General features: G+C 49.8%; 16 protein-coding genes, 1 pseudogene and 1 riboswitch. Of the genes and pseudogenes, 4 read left to right on the forward strand and 13 right to left on the reverse strand.

Going from position 1 to position 19,638, the window contains the following annotated elements; translation table 11 throughout:
* Positions 1-19: 19 nt before the first annotated feature.
* Together MYS68_RS11530 and MYS68_RS11535 are read right to left on the reverse strand one after the other, a co-directional pair.
* On the reverse strand, positions 20-1,843 hold the full coding sequence (locus MYS68_RS11530) for an assimilatory sulfite reductase (NADPH) flavoprotein subunit (protein WP_248925979.1): 1,824 nt from the start codon (positions 1,841-1,843) through the stop codon (positions 20-22).
* A 173-nt stretch (positions 1,844-2,016) separates the two neighbouring features.
* A complete protein-coding gene (locus MYS68_RS11535) occupies positions 2,017-3,282 on the reverse strand; it encodes a M48 family metallopeptidase (RefSeq protein WP_248925980.1) in 1,266 nt (421 codons plus the stop codon).
* 205 nt (positions 3,283-3,487) lie between these two features.
* On the opposite strand from MYS68_RS11535, the gene MYS68_RS11540 reads away from it, so the two are divergent.
* Genes MYS68_RS11540 through MYS68_RS11550 form a run of 3 tightly spaced genes read left to right on the forward strand, consistent with a single transcriptional unit; the run spans position 3,488 to position 5,328 of the window.
* The gene (locus MYS68_RS11540; RefSeq protein ID WP_248925981.1) at positions 3,488-3,931 is read left to right on the forward strand and encodes a CBO0543 family protein; all 444 of its coding nucleotides are present in this window, start codon (positions 3,488-3,490) and stop codon (positions 3,929-3,931) included.
* Between the two features lie 16 nt (positions 3,932-3,947).
* Positions 3,948-4,406, forward strand: coding sequence for a CBO0543 family protein (locus tag MYS68_RS11545; protein WP_248925982.1), 459 nt, complete (start codon positions 3,948-3,950; stop codon positions 4,404-4,406).
* A 13-nt stretch (positions 4,407-4,419) separates the two neighbouring features.
* Positions 4,420-5,328: an alpha/beta hydrolase gene (locus MYS68_RS11550; RefSeq protein ID WP_248925983.1), complete on the forward strand. Its 909-nt coding sequence runs from the start codon at positions 4,420-4,422 to the stop codon at positions 5,326-5,328.
* 132 nt (positions 5,329-5,460) lie between these two features.
* Here the strand turns inward: MYS68_RS11550 and MYS68_RS11555 are convergent, their stop codons facing one another.
* Complete coding sequence (locus MYS68_RS11555; RefSeq protein WP_248925984.1) at positions 5,461-6,978, reverse strand: malate:quinone oxidoreductase; 1,518 nt, start codon at positions 6,976-6,978, stop codon at positions 5,461-5,463.
* Between the two features lie 314 nt (positions 6,979-7,292).
* A riboswitch (cyclic di-AMP (ydaO/yuaA leader) is annotated at positions 7,293-7,427 on the forward strand.
* A gap of 6 nt (positions 7,428-7,433) precedes the next feature.
* On the opposite strand from MYS68_RS11555, the gene MYS68_RS11560 reads away from it, so the two are divergent.
* Entirely contained in the window at positions 7,434-8,090 is a 657-nt protein-coding gene (locus tag MYS68_RS11560) for a CAP domain-containing protein (protein ID WP_248930883.1), read from the forward strand.
* A 71-nt stretch (positions 8,091-8,161) separates the two neighbouring features.
* Here the strand turns inward: MYS68_RS11560 and MYS68_RS11565 are convergent, their stop codons facing one another.
* The 10 genes and pseudogenes from MYS68_RS11565 to MYS68_RS11610 form a co-directional block, all read right to left on the reverse strand.
* Complete coding sequence (locus MYS68_RS11565) at positions 8,162-9,202, reverse strand: FUSC family protein (protein WP_248925985.1); 1,041 nt, start codon at positions 9,200-9,202, stop codon at positions 8,162-8,164.
* 101 nt (positions 9,203-9,303) lie between these two features.
* On the reverse strand, positions 9,304-10,674 hold the full coding sequence (locus MYS68_RS11570; RefSeq protein WP_248925986.1) for an AbfB domain-containing protein: 1,371 nt from the start codon (positions 10,672-10,674) through the stop codon (positions 9,304-9,306).
* 135 nt (positions 10,675-10,809) lie between these two features.
* Positions 10,810-11,517 (reverse strand): hypothetical protein, encoded by a 708-nt coding sequence (locus MYS68_RS11575; RefSeq protein WP_248925987.1) that lies wholly within the window; start codon positions 11,515-11,517, stop codon positions 10,810-10,812.
* Between the two features lie 44 nt (positions 11,518-11,561).
* The gene (locus MYS68_RS11580; protein WP_248925988.1) at positions 11,562-12,569 is read right to left on the reverse strand and encodes an ABC transporter ATP-binding protein; all 1,008 of its coding nucleotides are present in this window, start codon (positions 12,567-12,569) and stop codon (positions 11,562-11,564) included.
* A complete protein-coding gene (locus MYS68_RS11585) occupies positions 12,551-12,997 on the reverse strand; it encodes an oligopeptide/dipeptide ABC transporter ATP-binding protein (RefSeq protein WP_338043669.1) in 447 nt (148 codons plus the stop codon). Before MYS68_RS11585 ends, MYS68_RS11580 begins: the two co-directional genes overlap by 19 nt.
* Before the next feature lie 51 nt (positions 12,998-13,048).
* Positions 13,049-13,630, reverse strand: a pseudogene (locus tag MYS68_RS11590) (ATP-binding cassette domain-containing protein); the annotation flags it as partial.
* A 45-nt stretch (positions 13,631-13,675) separates the two neighbouring features.
* Complete coding sequence (locus MYS68_RS11595) at positions 13,676-14,824, reverse strand: ABC transporter permease (RefSeq protein ID WP_248925989.1); 1,149 nt, start codon at positions 14,822-14,824, stop codon at positions 13,676-13,678.
* Positions 14,825-14,838: 14 nt separating this feature from the next.
* Entirely contained in the window at positions 14,839-15,822 is a 984-nt protein-coding gene (locus MYS68_RS11600) for an ABC transporter permease (protein ID WP_248925990.1), read from the reverse strand.
* 105 nt (positions 15,823-15,927) lie between these two features.
* The gene (locus MYS68_RS11605) at positions 15,928-17,817 is read right to left on the reverse strand and encodes an ABC transporter substrate-binding protein (RefSeq protein ID WP_248925991.1); all 1,890 of its coding nucleotides are present in this window, start codon (positions 17,815-17,817) and stop codon (positions 15,928-15,930) included.
* A 432-nt stretch (positions 17,818-18,249) separates the two neighbouring features.
* On the reverse strand, positions 18,250-19,398 hold the full coding sequence (locus MYS68_RS11610; protein ID WP_248925992.1) for a GntR family transcriptional regulator: 1,149 nt from the start codon (positions 19,396-19,398) through the stop codon (positions 18,250-18,252).
* Positions 19,399-19,638: the final 240 nt, after the last annotated feature.

Raw genomic sequence — 19,638 nt, forward strand, 5'->3', positions numbered from 1 at the left:
TACCCCTCTCTATCTCAAATCAGTACACGTCTCTCTGATATCGTTTATTTTGCTGCATGGCTGCGAGATATTCTTCCGCTTGTTCGCGGCTCATGCCGCCTTCCTTCTCGATGATGTCCACGAGAGTCCGATGAACGTCCCGAGCCATCCGCTTCTCATCGCCGCAAATGTAAACCGCCGCACCCTGCTGCAGCCAGGTGAACAATTCCTTGCTATGCTGAAGCATGCGATGCTGCACGTAGACCTTCTCCTCCGTATCGCGCGAGAACGCCACATCCATACGGGTAAGGACGCCGTCTTTGATCCATCGCTGCCATTCGGTCTGGTACAAGAAGTCGGTCGTGAAATGCTGATCTCCAAAGAACAGCCAGGATCGGCCGGTTGCGCCAATTTCTTCCCGTTCCTGCATGAAGGAGCGGAAAGGCGCGATTCCTGTGCCGGGGCCGACCATTATGATCGGCGTGCTCGGGTCTTCCGGAAGCTTGAAGTTCGAATTGTGCTGGATGAACACGGGAACCCTATCTCCAGGCTGCAATCGTTCCGCACAGAAAATCGAGCAAACTCCGTTACGCTCCCGCCCGTGCGCCTCATAGCGGAGCGCCCCGATGGTCAGATGCACCTCATCGGGATTGGCCGACTGCGAGCTTGCAATGGAATACAAACGCGCCGGTATTTTTCTGAGCTGGGAAACCACATCTTGGGCGCTTCCTTGCATCGGGCCGTAATCGCGGACGAAGTCCACCAGGTCGCGTCCGTGGATGTAGGCTTTGCACTGCTCCTCATTGCCGGCCTCCAGCAGCTCAAGAACCTTCTTATTCGCTGCAAGCGGCGCTAACTTGTCAAGCAGCGGTTTCGTTAGGACCGTAATCTCGAAATATTCGATCAGCGCCTCTCTCAGAGGCCGGACCTCGCCTTGTTTATTGATGACTACCTGCTCGTTTGGATCCCACTTTGTATGTTCGAGCAGAAGATCCACCAGTGCCGGATCGTTGTGAGGGTAGACGCCCAAGCTGTCGCCAGGTTTAAAGTTAAGCCCCGAGCCTTCAAGAGAAAGCTCGATATGGCGCGTTTCTTTATTGGACCCGCGGCCGTTCAAATTGATATTCGTCAAGACCTCGGCCTGGAAAGGATTCGTTCTGGAATAGGCAGATTCCGAGGCGATCGTTTCAGCTGCCGCTGAAGGAGCAGCGGCGGAAACGGCCCCCCCTTGTCCTTCCTTCAAACGCTGAATCACGCCCTGCAGCCATTCCGCCGCCGGCTCGTCATAGTCCACGTCGCAATCGACACGTTCGAACAACCTTGTTCCGCCGAGCTCTTCCAGCCTGGCATCGAAATCTTTGCCGGTCTGGCAAAACAACTCGTACGAGCTGTCGCCAAGCGACAGGACCGAGAAGCTGACGCCATCCAGCCGCGGCGCCCGTTTGCTGTGCAAAAACTCATGGAATGAGATCGCATTATCAGGCGGTTCGCCTTCTCCATGTGTGCTGACGATAATAAGCAGCTGCTGTACCTTCTTGAGCTGATTCGTTTTGAAATCGCTCATTGACGAAAGGGTGACTTCAAAACCGTTCGCCTCAAGCGCCTTCGCCGACTTTTTCGCAAGTCCCTGCGCATTGCCGGACTGCGAGCCGTAGAGTACGGTCACTTCTTTACTTACGGCCGGCACACCGCTTGGCGCCGGCTGCGACAACCCGAGTGCACCGGAAGGTGCTTGAATCGCCGCCGACGCGGCGAGATATCCGCTGAGCCAAATCTTTTGCGACTCGTTCAGGGTCGAAATAAGTCGATTCAGAAGATCGACCTGTTCCTGGCTAAAGGGACTGTTATTTACCTGAAATTGCAACGTTCTCCACCCCACATTAAAATGCCTCACGGTTAGACACTATCTATTTCCGCAAGTTTAACTAATCTTATGGAAACTATACCACATTCTCCTCCAAAAAAGACGATCGAAAATATAACGATTTCTTATTAAACTTATAAAATTGTATGTATTTGTCGATCTGTGCTTTTTTCTTAACGAATAACCGGATAATGCTGCACGTAGTCAATGCGCTGAGCGAGTGTAGGGTGCGAGCCGAGAAACCATTGCACGAGCGAGGGCGGATTCACATCGGACAAGCTGTTTGCCGCGAGCTGTTGAAAGGCGCGGATTCCCGCGTCTTTATCCTGCGTGAGCGAAATAGCGTATTGGTCCGCACTGTGTTCGTGCATCCTGGATATGGCGTTATCGAGCGGCGAAGCCGCAAAGGTCAGCACCGATGTGAGCAGGAATAACACCGGAAGGCTTGCCATATCGTACGGTCCGCGCACATTCAGCTCGGTGCCGAACTTCGAATGGATCCTTCGGTACAGGCGGTAAACGAGCCAAAAGCCAGTGAGACTTTCAGCGATACCGTATAAAGTGCCCCACAATACATGATGTTTGACGTAGTGCCCCATTTCGTGGGCCATAATGAACAAAATCTCGTCTTTTTTCAGCTTCTGCAGCGTTGTGTCCCACAGCACGATCCTTGTTGACGCGCCGATTCCGCTCACATAGGCATTGAGCGTATTCGTCTGTTTCGATTTGTCCACCTGATAAACCTGATTCGCCGGAATGCCGGCTTCATCGGCAAGCTTTAATATTTTTTGACGTAGCTGCTCGTCCTGCAGCGGCTTGAATTCGTTAAACACCGGATCCAGCACGATAGGCTGAACGAATGTGAAAAAGAGCGTCAACGGAATGGAGACGATCCAGCCCCAAAGCCACCAGCGCTGAGGACTTTTTTTGATTGCCCAGAGCAAAAGGCCGTATAACGGAACGGATAAGCAGTAATCGATCACAAGGCTCTTCGCCTGGTCTCCGAGCCACGAACCGATTGCTTGGTTGGACAAGCCGTATGCCCGGTTGAGACTGTGCAAATAATAATCCAGCGGCAGTTCGATGAGCTGAAGCGTAACCTGCAGCAGGAACAGAAAGACGATCAACCTGAGGCCGGATAATCTGAACCAGTCTTCCGCTTTGTCACGGAACCACGCGGAAACGCCAAGCGCAAGCAGCAGCGCCATAATCGTCCATTTTATCGGAGTCGAAATGAAAAAGCTGATATATTCGATCGTTGACAGCCGGTGAACATTGTGAATCTGCTCCCCGGACATAAACGTGGCCGGATCCGCCGGCCCTCCCGCCATAGCTCCCGGTACTGCCCCTTCGCCCTGTGAAAGAAAATAAAAGGCAACGACTGCGGCATATACCGTCACCATACCCGCCCAGATCAACAATATTTTTTTCAAGCTCAAGCAAAGCCCCTCCCCTCGAAAAAGGTTTCTTATCCCAGTTTAAGCTTCGTTCGCATTTTTATAACAATACGACTAAAAAAGAAAGCTTTGATTCGGCCATGAACCAAATTACATCGTCACTAATCGTTTGAACCTACCTTCGTCAGGGTACAATACCCATTAATAATACGCCGAAATGCTTAAACGGAAGGCGGCATCGGGATTCATGCTCTTTCTTTTTGGCTCCATCCTTGTCCTCAACACGTTGGCATATTTCGTTCCCAAAAAAATGACATGGCCGCAGCTTTACCTTACAACTTTCTTCTCGTTCTGCCTTCAGCAGTTAGCCGACTTGATCCTGAACATCAAATACGATCTATACGGATTTTTCCAAAAAGGAGTGGACTGGGCTTCCTTTCTACCGATTTTCGGACTGTTTCCGGCTGTGAGTATCCTCTTTCTCAATCTGTTTCCATACAATGCCGGAATTGGACGTAAAACGCTTTATCTTCTCGGATGGTCAGCTTTTTCCATTTCCTATGAAGCATGCGCCTTAAAGGCCGGATGGTTTTATTACAACGGATGGAAGCTGTCGTACTCCGCTCTGATCCACCCTTGGCTGTTCCTTCTTTTGTTGTGGCATTTCCGTATTGTCCAAAGAATCTCATAATGCGGAGACTCTAATCATGCTGTTCCTTTATATTTCCGTTATTGTTTTGAATGCAGCTGCATATTGGATACCGAAAAAATTGACCAAACAGGAACTCTATATCACAACGATCTTTGCCTACGTTCTTCAATGGTTAACCGACATGATATTGGATTTGAAATATGACCTTTACGGCTATTTCGGAAAAGGTTTCAACTGGCCTTCTCTGTTGGTCGTATATGGGATTTTCCCTGCCGTTAACATCCTTTATCTGAACTTGTACCCTTACGGCCGAAGCGTCGGGCGTAAAGTGTTATATATTTTCGGTTGGACTGCGTTCACCCTGCTGTATGAAGTGGTTGCCTTGAAAAGCGGATGGTTCTATTACAACGGTTGGAAATTATGGTATTCCGCAATAGCGGATCCGGTGTTATTCGTCATGCTGGGAGTGCATTTAAAGATCATTAGGCGACTGTTCTACGAACGGAACGGGTAATATAAAAAAACGTATGGCTGAAATTCGAACAAGCCGCTATGATTTAAAGGAGGAAGGTGGTTGTTCCATGGAAAAAGAAATGTTTCTGTTTCCGGGCAAAGCTCCGGGATCGGAAAGAGTACAGCTGGAAGAAAAAATTTTTGAAGAACCTTGGGAACATACCTTTAAAAGGGTTGTTCAGGGGGTAACCGCGCCTTCAGTCATCCCCTATGTCCCTGAACAGCCAAATGGAGTTGCCGTTATTGTCATCCCCGGCGGAGGTTACCGGAGGCAGGTACTGAACCTGGAGGGCGCCGATATCGCGAAATGGTTGAATTCCTTCGGGGTCACAGCGTTTGTGTTAAAACATAGAATGCCCGGAGACGGACATGAGCATGCGCTTGACGTACCTTTGCAGGACGGGCAAAGAGCGGTCAGGCTTGTTCGCAGCATGGCCTTTCAATATGGGATAAATCCGGAAAAAGTAGGTGTAATGGGATTTTCCGCAGGAGGGCATCTCGCCTCTGCATTAGGCACCTGTTACGATCGGAAATTTTATGAACCTATCGACTCGGCAGATCAGATCAGTGCCAAACCGGATTTTATGGTTCTGTGTTATCCCTGCATTTCCTTGAACGGCTGGGACGGGAAAGATAAGGACTTCCCTACCCCGCTTATGGAAATGGTGAAAAAGTACAGCACCGATGAACTGGTTACGAAGGATACGCCTACATCCTTTATCATGGTTGCTGACGACGATACTACAACCCCGGCGGAACACAGCGTCAGCTTCTATCTTGCCCTGCGAAAAGCACGTGTCTCTGCGGAGCTGCATGCGTATAAATCGGGAAAACACGGCTTTGGCATGGGTACGACCAAGGGTCCTGTGCAAGGCTGGACTGCGGCATGCAAAAGTTGGCTGGAAACCGTAACCGCCATGTAGGCACTTCTCACATCGATGCAATCAGTTCCTTCAATTTTGACTCGTCTTGGTCTGCAAGGGTCGAAAAAAGCCGACCCTTGGGCCGGCTTCGATGTATAGCTTATTTGCGCAAAAGCTGCACTGTTTCCCTCTTTACGATACGGTTCGGCTTGCCATCTGTACCGGTACTTTTTCACTGAGACCGAGTATCCGCGCTGTTGAAGCATGAATGTCTTGGATAAGTTCCGGGTGTTTCAATAGCGAAATGCCGTAAGAAGGTATCATTTCTTTTATTTTCGGTTCCCACGTTTTTATTTGCTGCGGGAAGCATTTTTTTATAACTTCAAGCATGACGGAAACGGCGGTGGAAGCACCTGGGGAAGCGCCAAGCAAGGCGGCTATCGAGCCGTCGGCAGCGCTGATAACCTCCGTGCCAAATTGCAAAGTTCCTTTGCCGGCAGCCGTATCCTTAATAATTTGCACACGCTGGCCCGCGACCAGCAAATCCCAATCCTCGCTTTTGGCATTCGGTACGAATTCCCGCAGCTCTTCCATACGTTGTTCCTTCGATAACATCACTTGCTTGATCAGGTATGCGGTCAGTGAAGCATTTTTTACGCCTGCCGCCATCATCGTTACGAGATTGTGCGGTTTGACGGAAGTTATCAAATCAAACATCGAACCGAATTTTAAAAATTTTGGCGAGAATCCGGCAAACGGTCCGAATAACAACGATTCCTTGTTGTCGATATATCTTGTATCAAGATGCGGAACAGACATCGGAGGCGCGCCGACCGCTGCCTTGCCATATACTTTGGCATGATGCTGCGCTACGACGTCCGGGTTTTGACACACCATAAATAGTCCGCTAACCGGAAATCCGCCGATTCCTTTTCCTTCCGGGATGCCGGACTTTTGCAGCAGATGCAGGCTTCCTCCGCCGCCGCCGATAAAGACGAATTTTGCCGTATGCCGTTCGACCGCACCGCTGTCGATGTTACGAACTTTCAATTCCCATAAGCCGTCGCTCGTACGTTTAATATCATCCACATTATGTTTGAATTTTATGTCGACATTTTTACTTTTTAAGTGGGCGAACAACATGCGCGTCAAAGCGCCAAAATTGACATCCGTTCCGGATTCGATTCTGGTAGCTGCTATAGGTTTATTCGAGCCCCGGTCCTTCATCATAAGCGGAATCCATTCCTTCAGTTTATCCGGATCGTCGGAAAACTCCATCCCTTGGAACAAGGGATTGCCCGACATCGCCTCAAAACGTTTTTTAAGAAATGCAACGTCTTGTTCCCCTTGTACGAAACTCATATGAGGTAGCGGCATGATAAAATCTTGCGGATTACGAATCAAATTGCTTTTTACCAGATAAGACCAAAACTGCTTGGAAACCTGGTATTCTTCATTCACTTTAACAGCTTTGCTAATATCGATGGTTCCGTCCGACTTTTCCACGGTATAGTTAAGCTCGCACAATGATGCGTGGCCGGTACCCGCATTATTCCATTCGTTAGAGCTTTCCTCTCCTGCGCTTGCAAGCCTCTCAAACACTGTAATTTCCCAGTTCGGTACTAATTCTTTCAGCAGTGACCCTAAAGTTGCGCTCATAATTCCGGCACCAATCAAGATAACGTCTGTTTTAGTTTGTCTGTTGCTCATATTTACCGTCCCATCACGCTAGTATTTGAAGAAAAAAATGGTGGCGCCTGTGCGTAGGCTTCCACAGCAAGCCAGGGTGCGACCAGGTCACACCCCTTTTCCGGCTCTATTTTAACCCTATGGATTAAACACGTCTTTACTATTATATGATAGTTATAAGCCATACGACAAGAAGCGCGACGAAGAAACCTAATTCGAGCAGATTTTACCTATAGAAGTGCTGGAAAGTTTTGATCAATGAAGCTTACGGACAAGCGTGCTACAATGGAACGAACTCAGGCCCAGGGCACCGTTTTGCCTTTATTTGGGGCTGAGTGCTAATAAGGCCGAAGCTTCGTCAGAAAGCGCGGGGGACCCATTTACCGGGGTGAAGCCACTCACCATGGCGGGGTGTTTCCTCTTTGACCCTAATCCGTCAGCTAACCTCGCAGGCCGTAAAAAAAGGAGAGATTCGTATCATGAAGATGAAAAAAGTCATCATCGCGGGTGCGCTTGCACTCAGCATGGTCGTCGGAGCCGGAGCGGCATCCGCGGCATCAACGTACACCGTGACCGGACAGGACACGATGTGGAAAATTGCAGTAAGGCAGGGCATCCCGCTCAGCACACTGATCCGCATGAACCCGCAGGTCGCGAACCCGAACATCATTTGGCCCGGCATGAAGCTGATCGTCCCTGGCACTGCTGCGCAGCCTAGCGCTCCGGGAACCGGGAACTCGGCGGCCCCGTCTTCCTCCTCCCAGTCCGCTTATGCGGATCAAGTCGTCGCTCTCGTCAATCAAGAGCGCGCCAATGCCGGAGTAAAACCGCTCGTTGTCGACCAAGCTTTGGCGGCAATGGCCCTCGATAAAGCCAAAGATATGTACAATAATCATTACTTTGATCATACGTCGCCAACCTACGGCTCCCCGTTCGATATGATGAATTCTTACGGCATCAGCTACACCTACGCGGGCGAAAATATCGCGATGGGCCAGAAGACGCCGCAAGAGGTCATGAACGCCTGGATGAACAGTCCCGGCCATAAGCAAAACATTTTGAGCCCGAATTACACGAAAATCGGGGTCGCCTATTATAATGGCGAGTGGGTGCAGGAGTTCATCGCGAATTAATGAACGTATTCCCAAAACAAAAAAGCAAAGCCAGGCATGCTCATGCAAGCCTGGCTTTGCTTTTTCCATACTTATCCTTCTGAACCGGCCGGTTCATGGTCATCCGTGTCCATGCACTCTACCAGACGATCCAATCGAATCAACTGATACCCGTAATCGTAAATCGCCGCGGCGACGATAAAAAGCCGCAGCGAACCGTCTCTGTCTTCGTTGTAGCAGTTTGTCGCGTGCTTCATGAACGCATCGTTCGCTTCCTTGACAGACGCGGAGTTCCAGCTTTCCGGCTTTACCTTTTCCTCAAATTTGAGCAAAATATGCTCGTTGAACTTAATCAGCTTTTCCAAATGCCGGTCATAGCTCATATCGATGTCCGGTGTCCGCTCCGATTGAAAGTAATGCTCATGTACATCCTCCAGCACCTCGTAGCCTTTCTGCAAACATTGCAGCAGCTGCTTGTACACAACGATCTGACGCGTCCGTCGGTACTTAGCCCGCTTCAGCTTCTTCAGCTCCTCTTCCAGCAGCTTATATTTATCCGTAAGCGAGTGCAGAGCATCCTCCAGCTCCTGCTTTTGTTCCCGAAACACCTTCTCTTTCATCTCATCGGAAATGGCGGTGCGAAGCAGCAAGGACAGCTGATTGAAAACCGAATGGATCTGCTTGTTGAATTGCACCTTCGGATCCGGGGGCATGAATGCAATATTGAGCACAAAAGCCGATAATATCCCGATCATGCTGAGCAGGAAGCGGTTCAGTGCAAATTCCCACTGTCCGGAAGCCTCCATCACCGCCACGACCGTCACCAGCGTCAAACCGACGGACTCTCCCATCCCGATTTTCATACAGAGCATGATGACGAGGATGCAGACGACGCCGATGGCGATCGGCTCCTTTGAGAAATACGTTCCGGCCAGCAGCGCAATAACGGCGCCGAGCGTGTTCGTCTGCACCTGCTCGAGGAAATGCCGCCAAGACCGGTATATCGAGGGCTGCAGCGCGAAAATGGCCGCCACCGCGGCAATCACCGGCGGGGAAAAATGAAGCCATGTGCTGACGTACAGGGACAGCGTGACAGCGATTCCTGTCTTGAGCATGCGGGCTCCGAATGTCATGGTGTCCCCTCCTTGGACTGTTTGTACTTTTCATATTGTACCAGAGGAAGAGAACCAATCCAATCGATAGTTACGGCTGGATGGATGAAAAACCGGAACTATTATCGTATGATGAAAGTTGCATCTCTGCGGTCCAAATCGCTGGAAACCGCTTCGCTATAAAGCAAGCTATTGCGATGTCTGATGTATCTGCCGGGGAAATTATAGGATTCGAAGGATGCCAGATTGCTGTCGGCAAGCCCCGGTACTTTATAGAAGGTTGCATCGGCCAGGTACAAAGCATTGTTGCTGTACGGTTCCCGCCATATCTCCCCGTTCTTGTGGCGCAGAAATTCACCCGGGAAATTTACGGACTCGAAAGAAATGGCGTTCGGATCCGCCAAGCCCTTCACGATTCTCCATTCCGCATCGGCGGCAGGGCTGACTCCGGAATCGATTCTCCCCCTGCCGCTCGCGTGGCGGATAAAGGCGTCGCTGATGTTGGAAGCTTCTATCCGATTAACCTTTCCGGCTGTGAACGGATTCTTCGTATAGGTCGTGCTGAAATTGCCCAGATTGCTGAAATAATTGGAAATCAGGCTAGCCGGATCCAGGGCCAAGTAACCGCGCGGCACTTTGTCGTCCTTGTCGTCATAGCCCCATGAAGCATTGGCCATATTGGGCCCCTGCCCGTTGTCTCCATAGTGCGTCCCCCACAGCGCAAAGGTTTGCGGATCAAAACGATGGTCCCAAAGACCTTGCGGCGCAAAAATGTCTACAAGCTGATACTTAACGTCCCGGTCATTCCCGCCGGAAGGAACTTCACCTGTGGTTTTGCTCGGATAGTAAAGCAGGACATCCGTATTGGTATAAAGATTCCCATCCCAAGCTTTAATCCCGTGTCCCTTGGCTTCCTGAAAAATGACCGGATGGTCGTAGCCGTCGTACGGCAGCATACGTACGGTGCCGTCGATGGTCTCTTGACCGTTCTTCAGGGGACTCCCGGCAGGGGTGAAGGAGAAGAAATCGGTATGGGATACGGTGACCATGGCTTCCAGAGTGCCGTAATCGGAACCGTCCTTGCGAACCGACAGAAGAATGCCCTCCGAATCGTTCTCGTGTTGGTCCAACCCGAAGAAATCGACATCCGTCCAATCCCGCGGGTGGAAATAATTGTATCCGATGAACCAGTGAGTGCTTGTTTCAACTACGGAATAGTAGGCTTTGCCGATGAGCCGATTATGATCAACATGAAGGTTTTCCCAGTTGTTCAGCGTATTCCAGTCACCGTCATAATCAACGGCGGTCAAATAATCCGCCTCATAATCGCTGCTGTCCGTATCATGATAATTCAAAGGGGCCCAGCGGTACGCAAGGTCCAGGTCGCTGACGGCAGCGTGAGCATTTTTCGGCAGCGCCACAGCCCCCGGGAACAACAAAGTTAGCATAAGTACAACCAAGGCAAAATTTCTAAACATAACATTTAATTTCATGCTTGAATTCACTCCTTTTCCATAAAAAGGTTGTTTTATGCCTTAGCCAAGATGAAGCATAACGAGTCGTCGCAGCATCGTGAAGCTTAAGCCCTTACAATACCAGCGGGCATCACCCCCTTTCACGGCGAATCGTTACTTGGAGTTTGCGGCAGCCCCTCCGCTTATGATCTCATCCTCGCAGCCCAGCTCCCGCAAACAATCCAGAATGCGAACCGGAATATTTCGCCATAGCTCCGGCCAACTTACGTACAAACTATCTTCAAGTACGTATTTGTTGAAAATCATCGAAGGGATAAAAGCTTTTGTGCGCAAATATTGCTCTACCCGCCGATTAATCAAGGGGGTCGATTCGAGTCTCCCTTTGAGCACATCGGTAATGATCATACCGTGAGTTCCGGCATCTCTAGAGGTGCAGGTAACGAGATTGGGCAGTAATTGAAAGTAATCCGGATGAGGCATAAAAGCATGCTTTCCGGGCTGCGAGTACAGCTTCACCTGATTCCCTTCCAAATTGCTGCGGTCCTTAAGCAAACCTTTGAAAAAGCTTCCGTGGAAGCTGGCCTCGCAGTCCAGCACCTCGCCGCTCTCCCCTACATAAATCCACACATGCTCCAATTCGTAAAGATGCTGAATATCATAATCCCAGTAGATGGCGTACTCCATGATCGTCCTCAGGGGCGCACCGTCCCATTCAAACACCCTGCGAAAGGAGGCTGAAGCTTCGCCGGGTACATAATGGGAAATGCCGACCATGACCGGGAAGAAAGGTTCCCTTTCGTCGAAGTAAATCAAGGGGGCGTATGTTTTCGCCAATTCAAAATTGATTTCCATAGAGTTCATACGGATCTTCCTCTCTTTGAGAATAATCGTTTCTCGTATACCGTTTATACTCCCCTTAGCTGCAGCTCGGAAGCGAAGTGACAGGCTGCATAATGCCCGGGGGCGATCTCCTGCAGTTCCGGCGCGCTGACCGCGCATTGCTCTTTCCGATAAGGGCATCGGGTATGAAAGGCACAGCCTGAAGGGGGGTTCGCCGGATTCGGCACCTCGCCCTTTAAGATGATCCGCTCATTTTTCACACCCGGTTCAGGCTTCGGTACGGCGGACAGCAAAGCTTCGGTGTACGGATGCTTCGGCGCGGCATATAGAGAATCGGTATTAGCCAGCTCTACGATTTTTCCCAGGTACATGACTCCTACGCGGCTTGAAATATGCTCGACGACAGATAAATTATGGGATATAAACAAATAAGAAATTTGAAACTCGTCCTGCAAGTCGCTCAGCAGGTTAATAATTTGCGCCTGAATGGATACATCCAAAGCCGAAACGGCCTCATCGCATACGATCAGCCTCGGCTGACTAACCAGCGCGCGGGCTATGCTGATGCGCTGACGTTGTCCCCCTGAAAACGCATGGGGATAACGTCTCAAATAAGAAACGTTAAGTCCCGTCTTCTCTGCGAAATAACGCACCCGTTCGTCGATTTCCGATTTGCTGAGCTTTCCAAGGGCGGCAAGGGGCTCGCTAATAATGTCGTACACGGTCATCCGCGGATCGAGCGAAGAGTACGGATTTTGAAATATCATTTGGATATCTCTGCGGTACTCCTTGTACTCAGCCCCTTGTATCCGCAAGAAGTCCACTATGCGCCCCCCTTCCGTATGATAGAGGACTTCCCCGGAGGTAGCGTCGATGCCGCGGACAATGCAACGGCCTAAAGTCGATTTGCCGCAGCCGGACTCCCCGACCAGGCCAAGAGTTTCTCCTTTGCCGATGCCGAAAGAAACGCCGGATACCGCTTTTACCGTCGCTTTCGTCGTTTGGCCGAACCAACCGGATTGAATTTTGAAGTGTTTGGTTAATTGTTTGACCTCTATAACGGTTTTGGACATTCGGAGTCACCTGTTTCTTCGGTTAGATTGTCAATTGAATGTTTATGTCCGTCAGCGTACAGAAAGCATCTGACCGTGTGGTCCGAAGAGAGCCGGGTTATCGGGGCCTCCCGCCGATCGCAGAGACCGGGAATCCGTTCCTTGCACCGGTCGTAAAAACCGCAGATGGGCGGCAAATCGATCGGTACCGGAACCGTTCCTTCGATGGATTCCAACCGCTTTTGCTTCTTGCCGATCTTCGGGACCGATCCGATGAGACCTTTCGTATACGGGTGCATCGGACGGGAGAAAATGTCGCTTACTGAAGCTTTCTCGACGATTTTGCCAAGGTACATGACGGCAACCTCATCGCACATTTCCGCCACCGTAGCCAAATCGTGGGTGATGAACAGCATCGCCATTCCAAATTCCTGCTGCAGCTCCTTCATCAGCTCCAGCACCTGGGCTTGAATCGTTACATCCAGCGCAGTCGTCGGCTCATCCGCGATGAGCAGATCAGGCCGGCATGACAATGCCATTGCGATCATAATCCGCTGCATCATCCCCCCCGAGAATTCGTGGGGGTACCGGTTCATGGCTCTTTCCGGATCCGGGATACCGACAAGTCACAACATATGTACACAGATCGATTCGGCCGCTTTGCGCTGTTTCTCGCGGTGAGTCCTTACCATCTCGATCATTTGATTCCCAATCGTATAAAGGGGAGAAAATGCGGCCATCGGCTCCTGAAAAATCATCGCAATTTTACCGCCGCGGATGGAGCGCAGCTCTTTGCTTTTTCTGCCAAGCCGAACCAGGTCCACCGGCTGTTCCCCTTTTTGATGCAGCAGTATATTTCCGGAACAAACAAAACCTTTCGGCTGAATGTTCAAAATCGCTTTACCGGTCATGCTTTTTCCGCAACCGGATTCGCCGACAAGTCCGAGAGTTCTGCCTTTGGCTACGGTGAAATCCACACCGTCAACGGCTTTCAGAAGCCCGCCTTCCGTTTGCTGGTAAACCTTCACGTTGTTAAGCTCCAGCAAAGTTTGCTGAGAAATTTGGATTTCAGAGTTTGTCATGGGACCAGTTCCTCGCAGATTGAGATGAAATTTCACAAACAGCAACTATTTATATGGGTCTGCCGCGTCGCGGAGTCCGTCACCGAAGAAATTGAAGGCCAGTACCGTAGCAATGATAAAACCGAGGGGAATCAATTTCCACGGATATAAAGCCACATTTTGTATTTGCTGCGCTTCCTGGATAAGTACGCCCCAGCTTGTTGCCGGAGATCGGATGCCAAGTCCGAGAAAACTCATCGCCGTCTCTCCGAGAATCATAGCCGGTACTGCCAAAGTTATGCTGACCAGCAGGTAGCTCATAAAACCTGGGACCATATGTCTGGTAATAATTTTCATGCTGCCGACTCCGGCTATTTTGGCTGCCATGATATAATCTTCGTTTTTCAGGGAAATGAACTTGCTTCGAACGGTCCGGGCAAGCCCCGTCCATTCGATAAACGAAAGAATAATCGTAATGTAAAAGAACATGGTGACTACCGGGATCTCGGGCGGTATCGCTGCGGAAAGCGCCATCCATAGAGGAAGCGTCGGAAACGAACGGATGATTTCAATGACACGTTGAATGACCGAATCGATCCAACCCCCGAAGTAGCCGGACACGGCACCGATCGTCACCCCTAAAATCATACTGATCAATACCCCTGCCAGCGGAATGGTCAGTGAAATTTGACTGCCGAGAAGAACTCTGGAGAACAGATCTCTGCCCATGCTGTCCGTACCGAACAAAAAGAACTGTCCCGGCTGCTCGACCCCGAACAAGTGATTGTCGGAAGGAATCAATCCGAGAATCCGGTACGATTCGCCCTTCACCATAAATCGCAAGGGGTAACGTTTGGTCCGATCCTCTTCATATATTTTCCGCAACGTTTCCGGGTCCCGCGTGCTTTTTATACCGTAAACAAACGGCCTCCCGTGAATTCGCCCCTCCTCATCCATCATGTGAAGCCGGGTCGGAGGCATATTGACGTATTTTCCATCATAACTGGTCAAGCCTTGAGGAGACAGGAACGGAGCGAAGATAGCTCCCAGATACAAGAAAAAGAGGACGAACATGCTGATGCGGGCCAGCTTATGGTTTCTAAGCTTACGCAGCATGAGCCTCCACTGCGAGGCCATATAGTAGCTGTCGTCCAACTCGTTCCTTTTGCTTGCAAATATAAACCTCTTGAAAGTAGGAGAAAGATTGATTTTCATAGTCCCGTTCCTTTTCAGTAACGAATTCTCGGGTCCAGCCAAGCTAATAAAATATCCGATATTAGCGTCCCCAGTATAATCAGTACGGTCATAAACAAGAGCCACGCCCCGGCCAAATACATGTCCTGACTAAGAAGCGCCTTGTACATGACGGGTCCTTGCGTAGGCAGATTCAGGACGATGGCCGTAATGGTGGAGCCCGTTAAGATCGATTCGAGCGACCAACCGATGGTACTGACCATCGGATTAATCGCCGCGCGGGTCGGATATTTCAGTAAAATACGACGTTCCGACAATCCCTTGGACTGCGCGGTGACAACATAAGGCTGATTCATCTCGTCCAGCATTTGTCCGCGCATAATCCGGATAAGTCCGCAAGTGCCGCCAAGGCCGATCACAATGATCGGGATGACCATATGCTTGAGCAAATCGAGCAGTTTGCCGAAGCTCCAGCCGCCCTCCAGAAACTCCGGGGATACGAGACCGAGCAAGGGATCGCCGAACGTATAGTAGGAAGAAATCATCAATATAATCGCCAGCAGGAAGCCGGGGGTTGCCATTCCGAGAAATCCGATAAAACTGAACAAATAATCGCCGAAGGAATACTGCCTGACCGCGCTGTAAATACCGATTGGAATGGCTACGCAATAAGTGAAAAACATCGTAATCAACGAGACGAAAATCGTGATGCCCAGCCTTTCCTGGATGATGGACAGAACGGGACGATTAAATGAATACGAATATCCGAAATCCCCCTTGGTGATAATCCCCTTCATCCAATCGTAATACTGAACCAACATCGGCTTGTCCAAGCCGTAGGTCGCCCTCATTTCGGCGATTTGCTGGGAAGTTACCGTTTCGCCGCTTTGCGACATATCCGCGACCATTCGGCTTACGAAATCTCCCGGCGGCAATTGAATGATGAAAAAAATAATAATAGATACCAGTATAACAATCGGAATCATTAACAGAAGTCTTCGAAGAATGTATTGCAGCATGCTCTTTCTCCTTCCCGGAAACCCGCCTGTATCCGAAATGTCCATCAGGAGAGCCGCAATGGAAAGCTATTCCTTCCATTGCGGCTTATCGTCCCTGTGGAAAATTTATTGCTTGATGAAAAATTGCGCCGGGTGAGCATGACCCAGATTCCGGAATTCATCGGCATCGATGAGCTCTTTAGGTATATTTCGCATGTTGTTGCTTGCGACTACCATGGTAGGCAGCGCGCTTGTAAAACCGAGGAGCCATTGATTTTTCCGGTGGAGCTTGATAATTTCCTCGCTCCATTTGTTGATGTCCTCTTGATTGGTGGAGGCGCGCAGCTTGTCCCAGGATTGTTGAAGGGCCAGAATATCGCCTTCCGGTTTAATTCCTTTTTTGCCGTTGGAAGCGTAATACACTCCGTATTGCCCGTACCAAGGGAACCCTTCCCGATAAGGGACGATTTCGTCCGGGCGCAGCGGTACATCAATCATGAAAACATCTCTCGTAAACGCCATCAAATCGTTGGAGAACGTCATATCGGTCATCAATGATTCGTCAACTACTTTAATAACCGTTTTCAGCCCGATTTGTTCGAAATAGTTTTTCAACAACTCTTCCAGCTTATCTTTGTTGGCGTCTCCCTTATCGGCATGATGGAACACAAGAGTCAACTCGGAGCCGTCCGCAAAGGTCCTGTATTTCTTGGCGGCATCCCATTTCAAGCCGATTTCGTCCAGCAGCTTGTTCGCCCTGCCCTGATCGAACTTCGCCCATTGATCCGCCCAACCTTCCTGGTAGTGTGGAAGCCCTTTCGGCACGGAAGATTGAATCGGGTCGGCCAGTCCGGCTGTAATGATTTGGGAGATTTGCTCCCTGTCTACGGCAACGGAGAGCGCCTCTCTGAAGCGAATATCCTGAAACAGGGTGCGGTACTTCTCATCCTTGTAAGTTTGATTCAATTGAAGACCCGTGCTCGACCAGTTGGCGGTTGCCCAGCGCAGCACGCGGTAATTACCTTTGGCCTCGTTTTCCTTCAGCACGGTATAATTGGAGAAATCCGATCCTGAGAATGTAGTGAGATTCGTTTCTCCGGACATGGCCTTCAGCAAAAAGTGGCTTTTGTCTGCGATTTTGTCTGCGACCAAGCGATCTATGTACGGCAGCTGCTGACCTTTGGAATCGGTTTTCCAATAATACGGATTCCGTTCCATAACAAAGCGCTGATCCCGCGGATCGTTTTTGGCAACCCAAGGTCGCAGGGTCGGTCTGTCGGGCCACAGCCAGTAATAGTAGCCTGTCCATTGTCCCAAGCTGGCCACGTCTCCGAAGCCGCGTTTCTTCGCTTCCTGAAGAGCCTGCTCTTCGCCGATAAATTCCGGCAATATCGTCTTGTAATAGTGAGCCGGCGCGAAGAACCATTTGTTGTCGATGGCCAGTCTTTTCAGGAATAGAGGATGGGGATATTTGAAAGTGACTTTAAAGCTGTAGTCGTCAATCTTCGTCACTTCGCCCCGTACACGCTCTCCGGATACCGGGTCTACCGAATAGTAACAATCGTATAATTCCTTGCCGAACGTTTTGGGGATGAGCATATGCTCCCAGTAGAACAGCACATCGTCAGCCGTGAAAGGTTTACCGTCCGACCATTTCATGCCTTTGCGCAAATAAATCTTGTATTCTGTCGAATCCTTGTTGACGTCGTAGCCTTTGGCCACGTTAGGTTCCACGTCTTTTCCGTCTTTCGTAAACCGGAACAACGATTCTTCCGTCGGTTTTCCGACAGCCCACTTGTCGTCAATGCCCTGCCAGGCCATCTTCCAATCGCCGCCGTATTGACCAATCTCTTCGACGACAGGCTCGATCATAATGTCTTCCTTGGCAGGAAGTCTCTCCTCTACTGCAGGCAGCGCACCCGACTGTACGAGCTTTTTGAGCGTAGGAGCTTCCTGAAGTGTCGTGATCGTCGCGATGCTGCTTTTGTTCCCCTGGCTCCCTTGATTTCCTTGCATTCCTTGGTTACCGGTCTTCCCGGCTTCCGGATTTAGGTTATTGCTTCCTGATGCTTCCGAGGCTGCTGTTTGTTTGGCAGTTTCATTGCTGCTGCCGTTGCAGGCGGCCAGGAAAGAAGCCAGTAATACAAGTACCATAAGCACAATGGGGATCTTTCTGCGCAAAATCGTTCACCTCGCATAGTAAATAAGTTTCATTGTATTTTCACGAGGACCATTCAACCCGGAATTGAACAATCCAACGGGAAAATCGGAAGTTTTGGGCTGCCTAAAAAAAGAAAAAGCATTCACTAAATCCGTATCAGCAGCCATTAGCACATATCACCTGACAAAATAAAGATTATTACATGTCAGTGATATATTCAATGGATTGCATCTATAGATTTAGTAAATGCTGGGTATCCATGTTGACGACTCTTTGAAATTGGTTGTTCAGGAATGAAGTCTTTTCACAGTATCGCGCTTGATGAGCAGTGTGTCCACTTTAACGGTGACGGCCTTCCCTTCGGGAGCCGTCAAACGTTTATCCAGCAGTTCCACGGCCGCTTGTCCCAGCGGGCCTGTCGGTTGGCGAACGGTTGTAAGAGGGACGGGCAGTAGGCTTGCCAGCAATATATCTGAAAAGCCGGCAATGGACAGCTGATCGGGCACTTTTTTCTTCATATGGATTGCAGTGGACAAGCAAGAGGCAGCCAAATAATCGTCCATGCACATGATAGCGGTCAATGCGGCATTGCCTTGAATGAAGTCTTCCAATTGAGGATTCGCCGCATTCAGGTCGTTCATCATCTCCGAGCAGTTCAGAAAGAAGTTATAGCTGTTTAAGGGCAGCTTGTGATCCAGCATCGCCTGCAAAAACCCTTTGTACCGGTCCTCCCTGCTGGTCACTCCGTCAAACGGCATGGAGATAAAGCCTATTTCCTTGTGGCCCATGGCGATTAAATATTCCGTGAGCCGATAGGCGCCCTGAAAATGGTCGTGGTATACGCAATCGATCTCCACTTCCCGGAAAATCCGATCGATAATAACGAGCGGATAACCCAGCAGCCTCAGCTTCATGACCATTTCGCTGCATGTCTTACGGCCTCTGGGATATAAAATGATGCCGTCCATATGATCTTCGTACAGCTCCTGCAGGCTGGAACTCTCATCTTCCTTATCCTTCGTAATTCGCACCAACAGATGATAATGATGTTCTCTGGCCGCGGCTTCGGTAGATTGAATAATGCGCGAAATGTAGTCATCCAGATTAGGAACAACCAGCGCGATCCTTTTTTTCTTGGGTTTGGCCTGCTTTTCGTTAGCCAGGGAATGAATCGACTCGTGATCCTGCTTGGCGTAATCTCCAGCGAGAAACGTGCCTCTGCGCGGCAGCCTGTACACGATGCCTTGTTTGGTCAAAGCCTCCAAAGCCAGCTTTGAGGTCATCCTGCTGACTCCGAACATTTGCGCCAATTCTCCTTCCGACGGCACCGGATCGTGAGGCGCGAGATTTCGAATCCTGATCTCTTCTTTGACTTTCTCGGCAATTTGCATATAAAGCAATGATTTTCGTTGAATATCGCCCTGTTGTAGGTTCATTGTCTCATTCCTTTACTATGGAGACACTTTAAATATCATTGATATACTAACATAAATACTGATATATATTCCACATCTTTATTGCGGTTCTGTTAAGCAAATCCGGATATTGAAAAAATCGCATTTTGATCCCTACCAGCCGCTCTTTTAAATGTTAAGTTTTTCTAATTTTTCAAGTGTTATCGCATAGCGATCCAAAGATTATGATATGATGAAAAATGCGCCGAAACAGCGCGGCAA

The organism is Paenibacillus hamazuiensis, assembly GCF_023276405.1.
In the GTDB taxonomy this organism is placed as follows: Bacteria; Bacillota; Bacilli; order Paenibacillales; family NBRC-103111; genus Paenibacillus_AF; species Paenibacillus_AF hamazuiensis.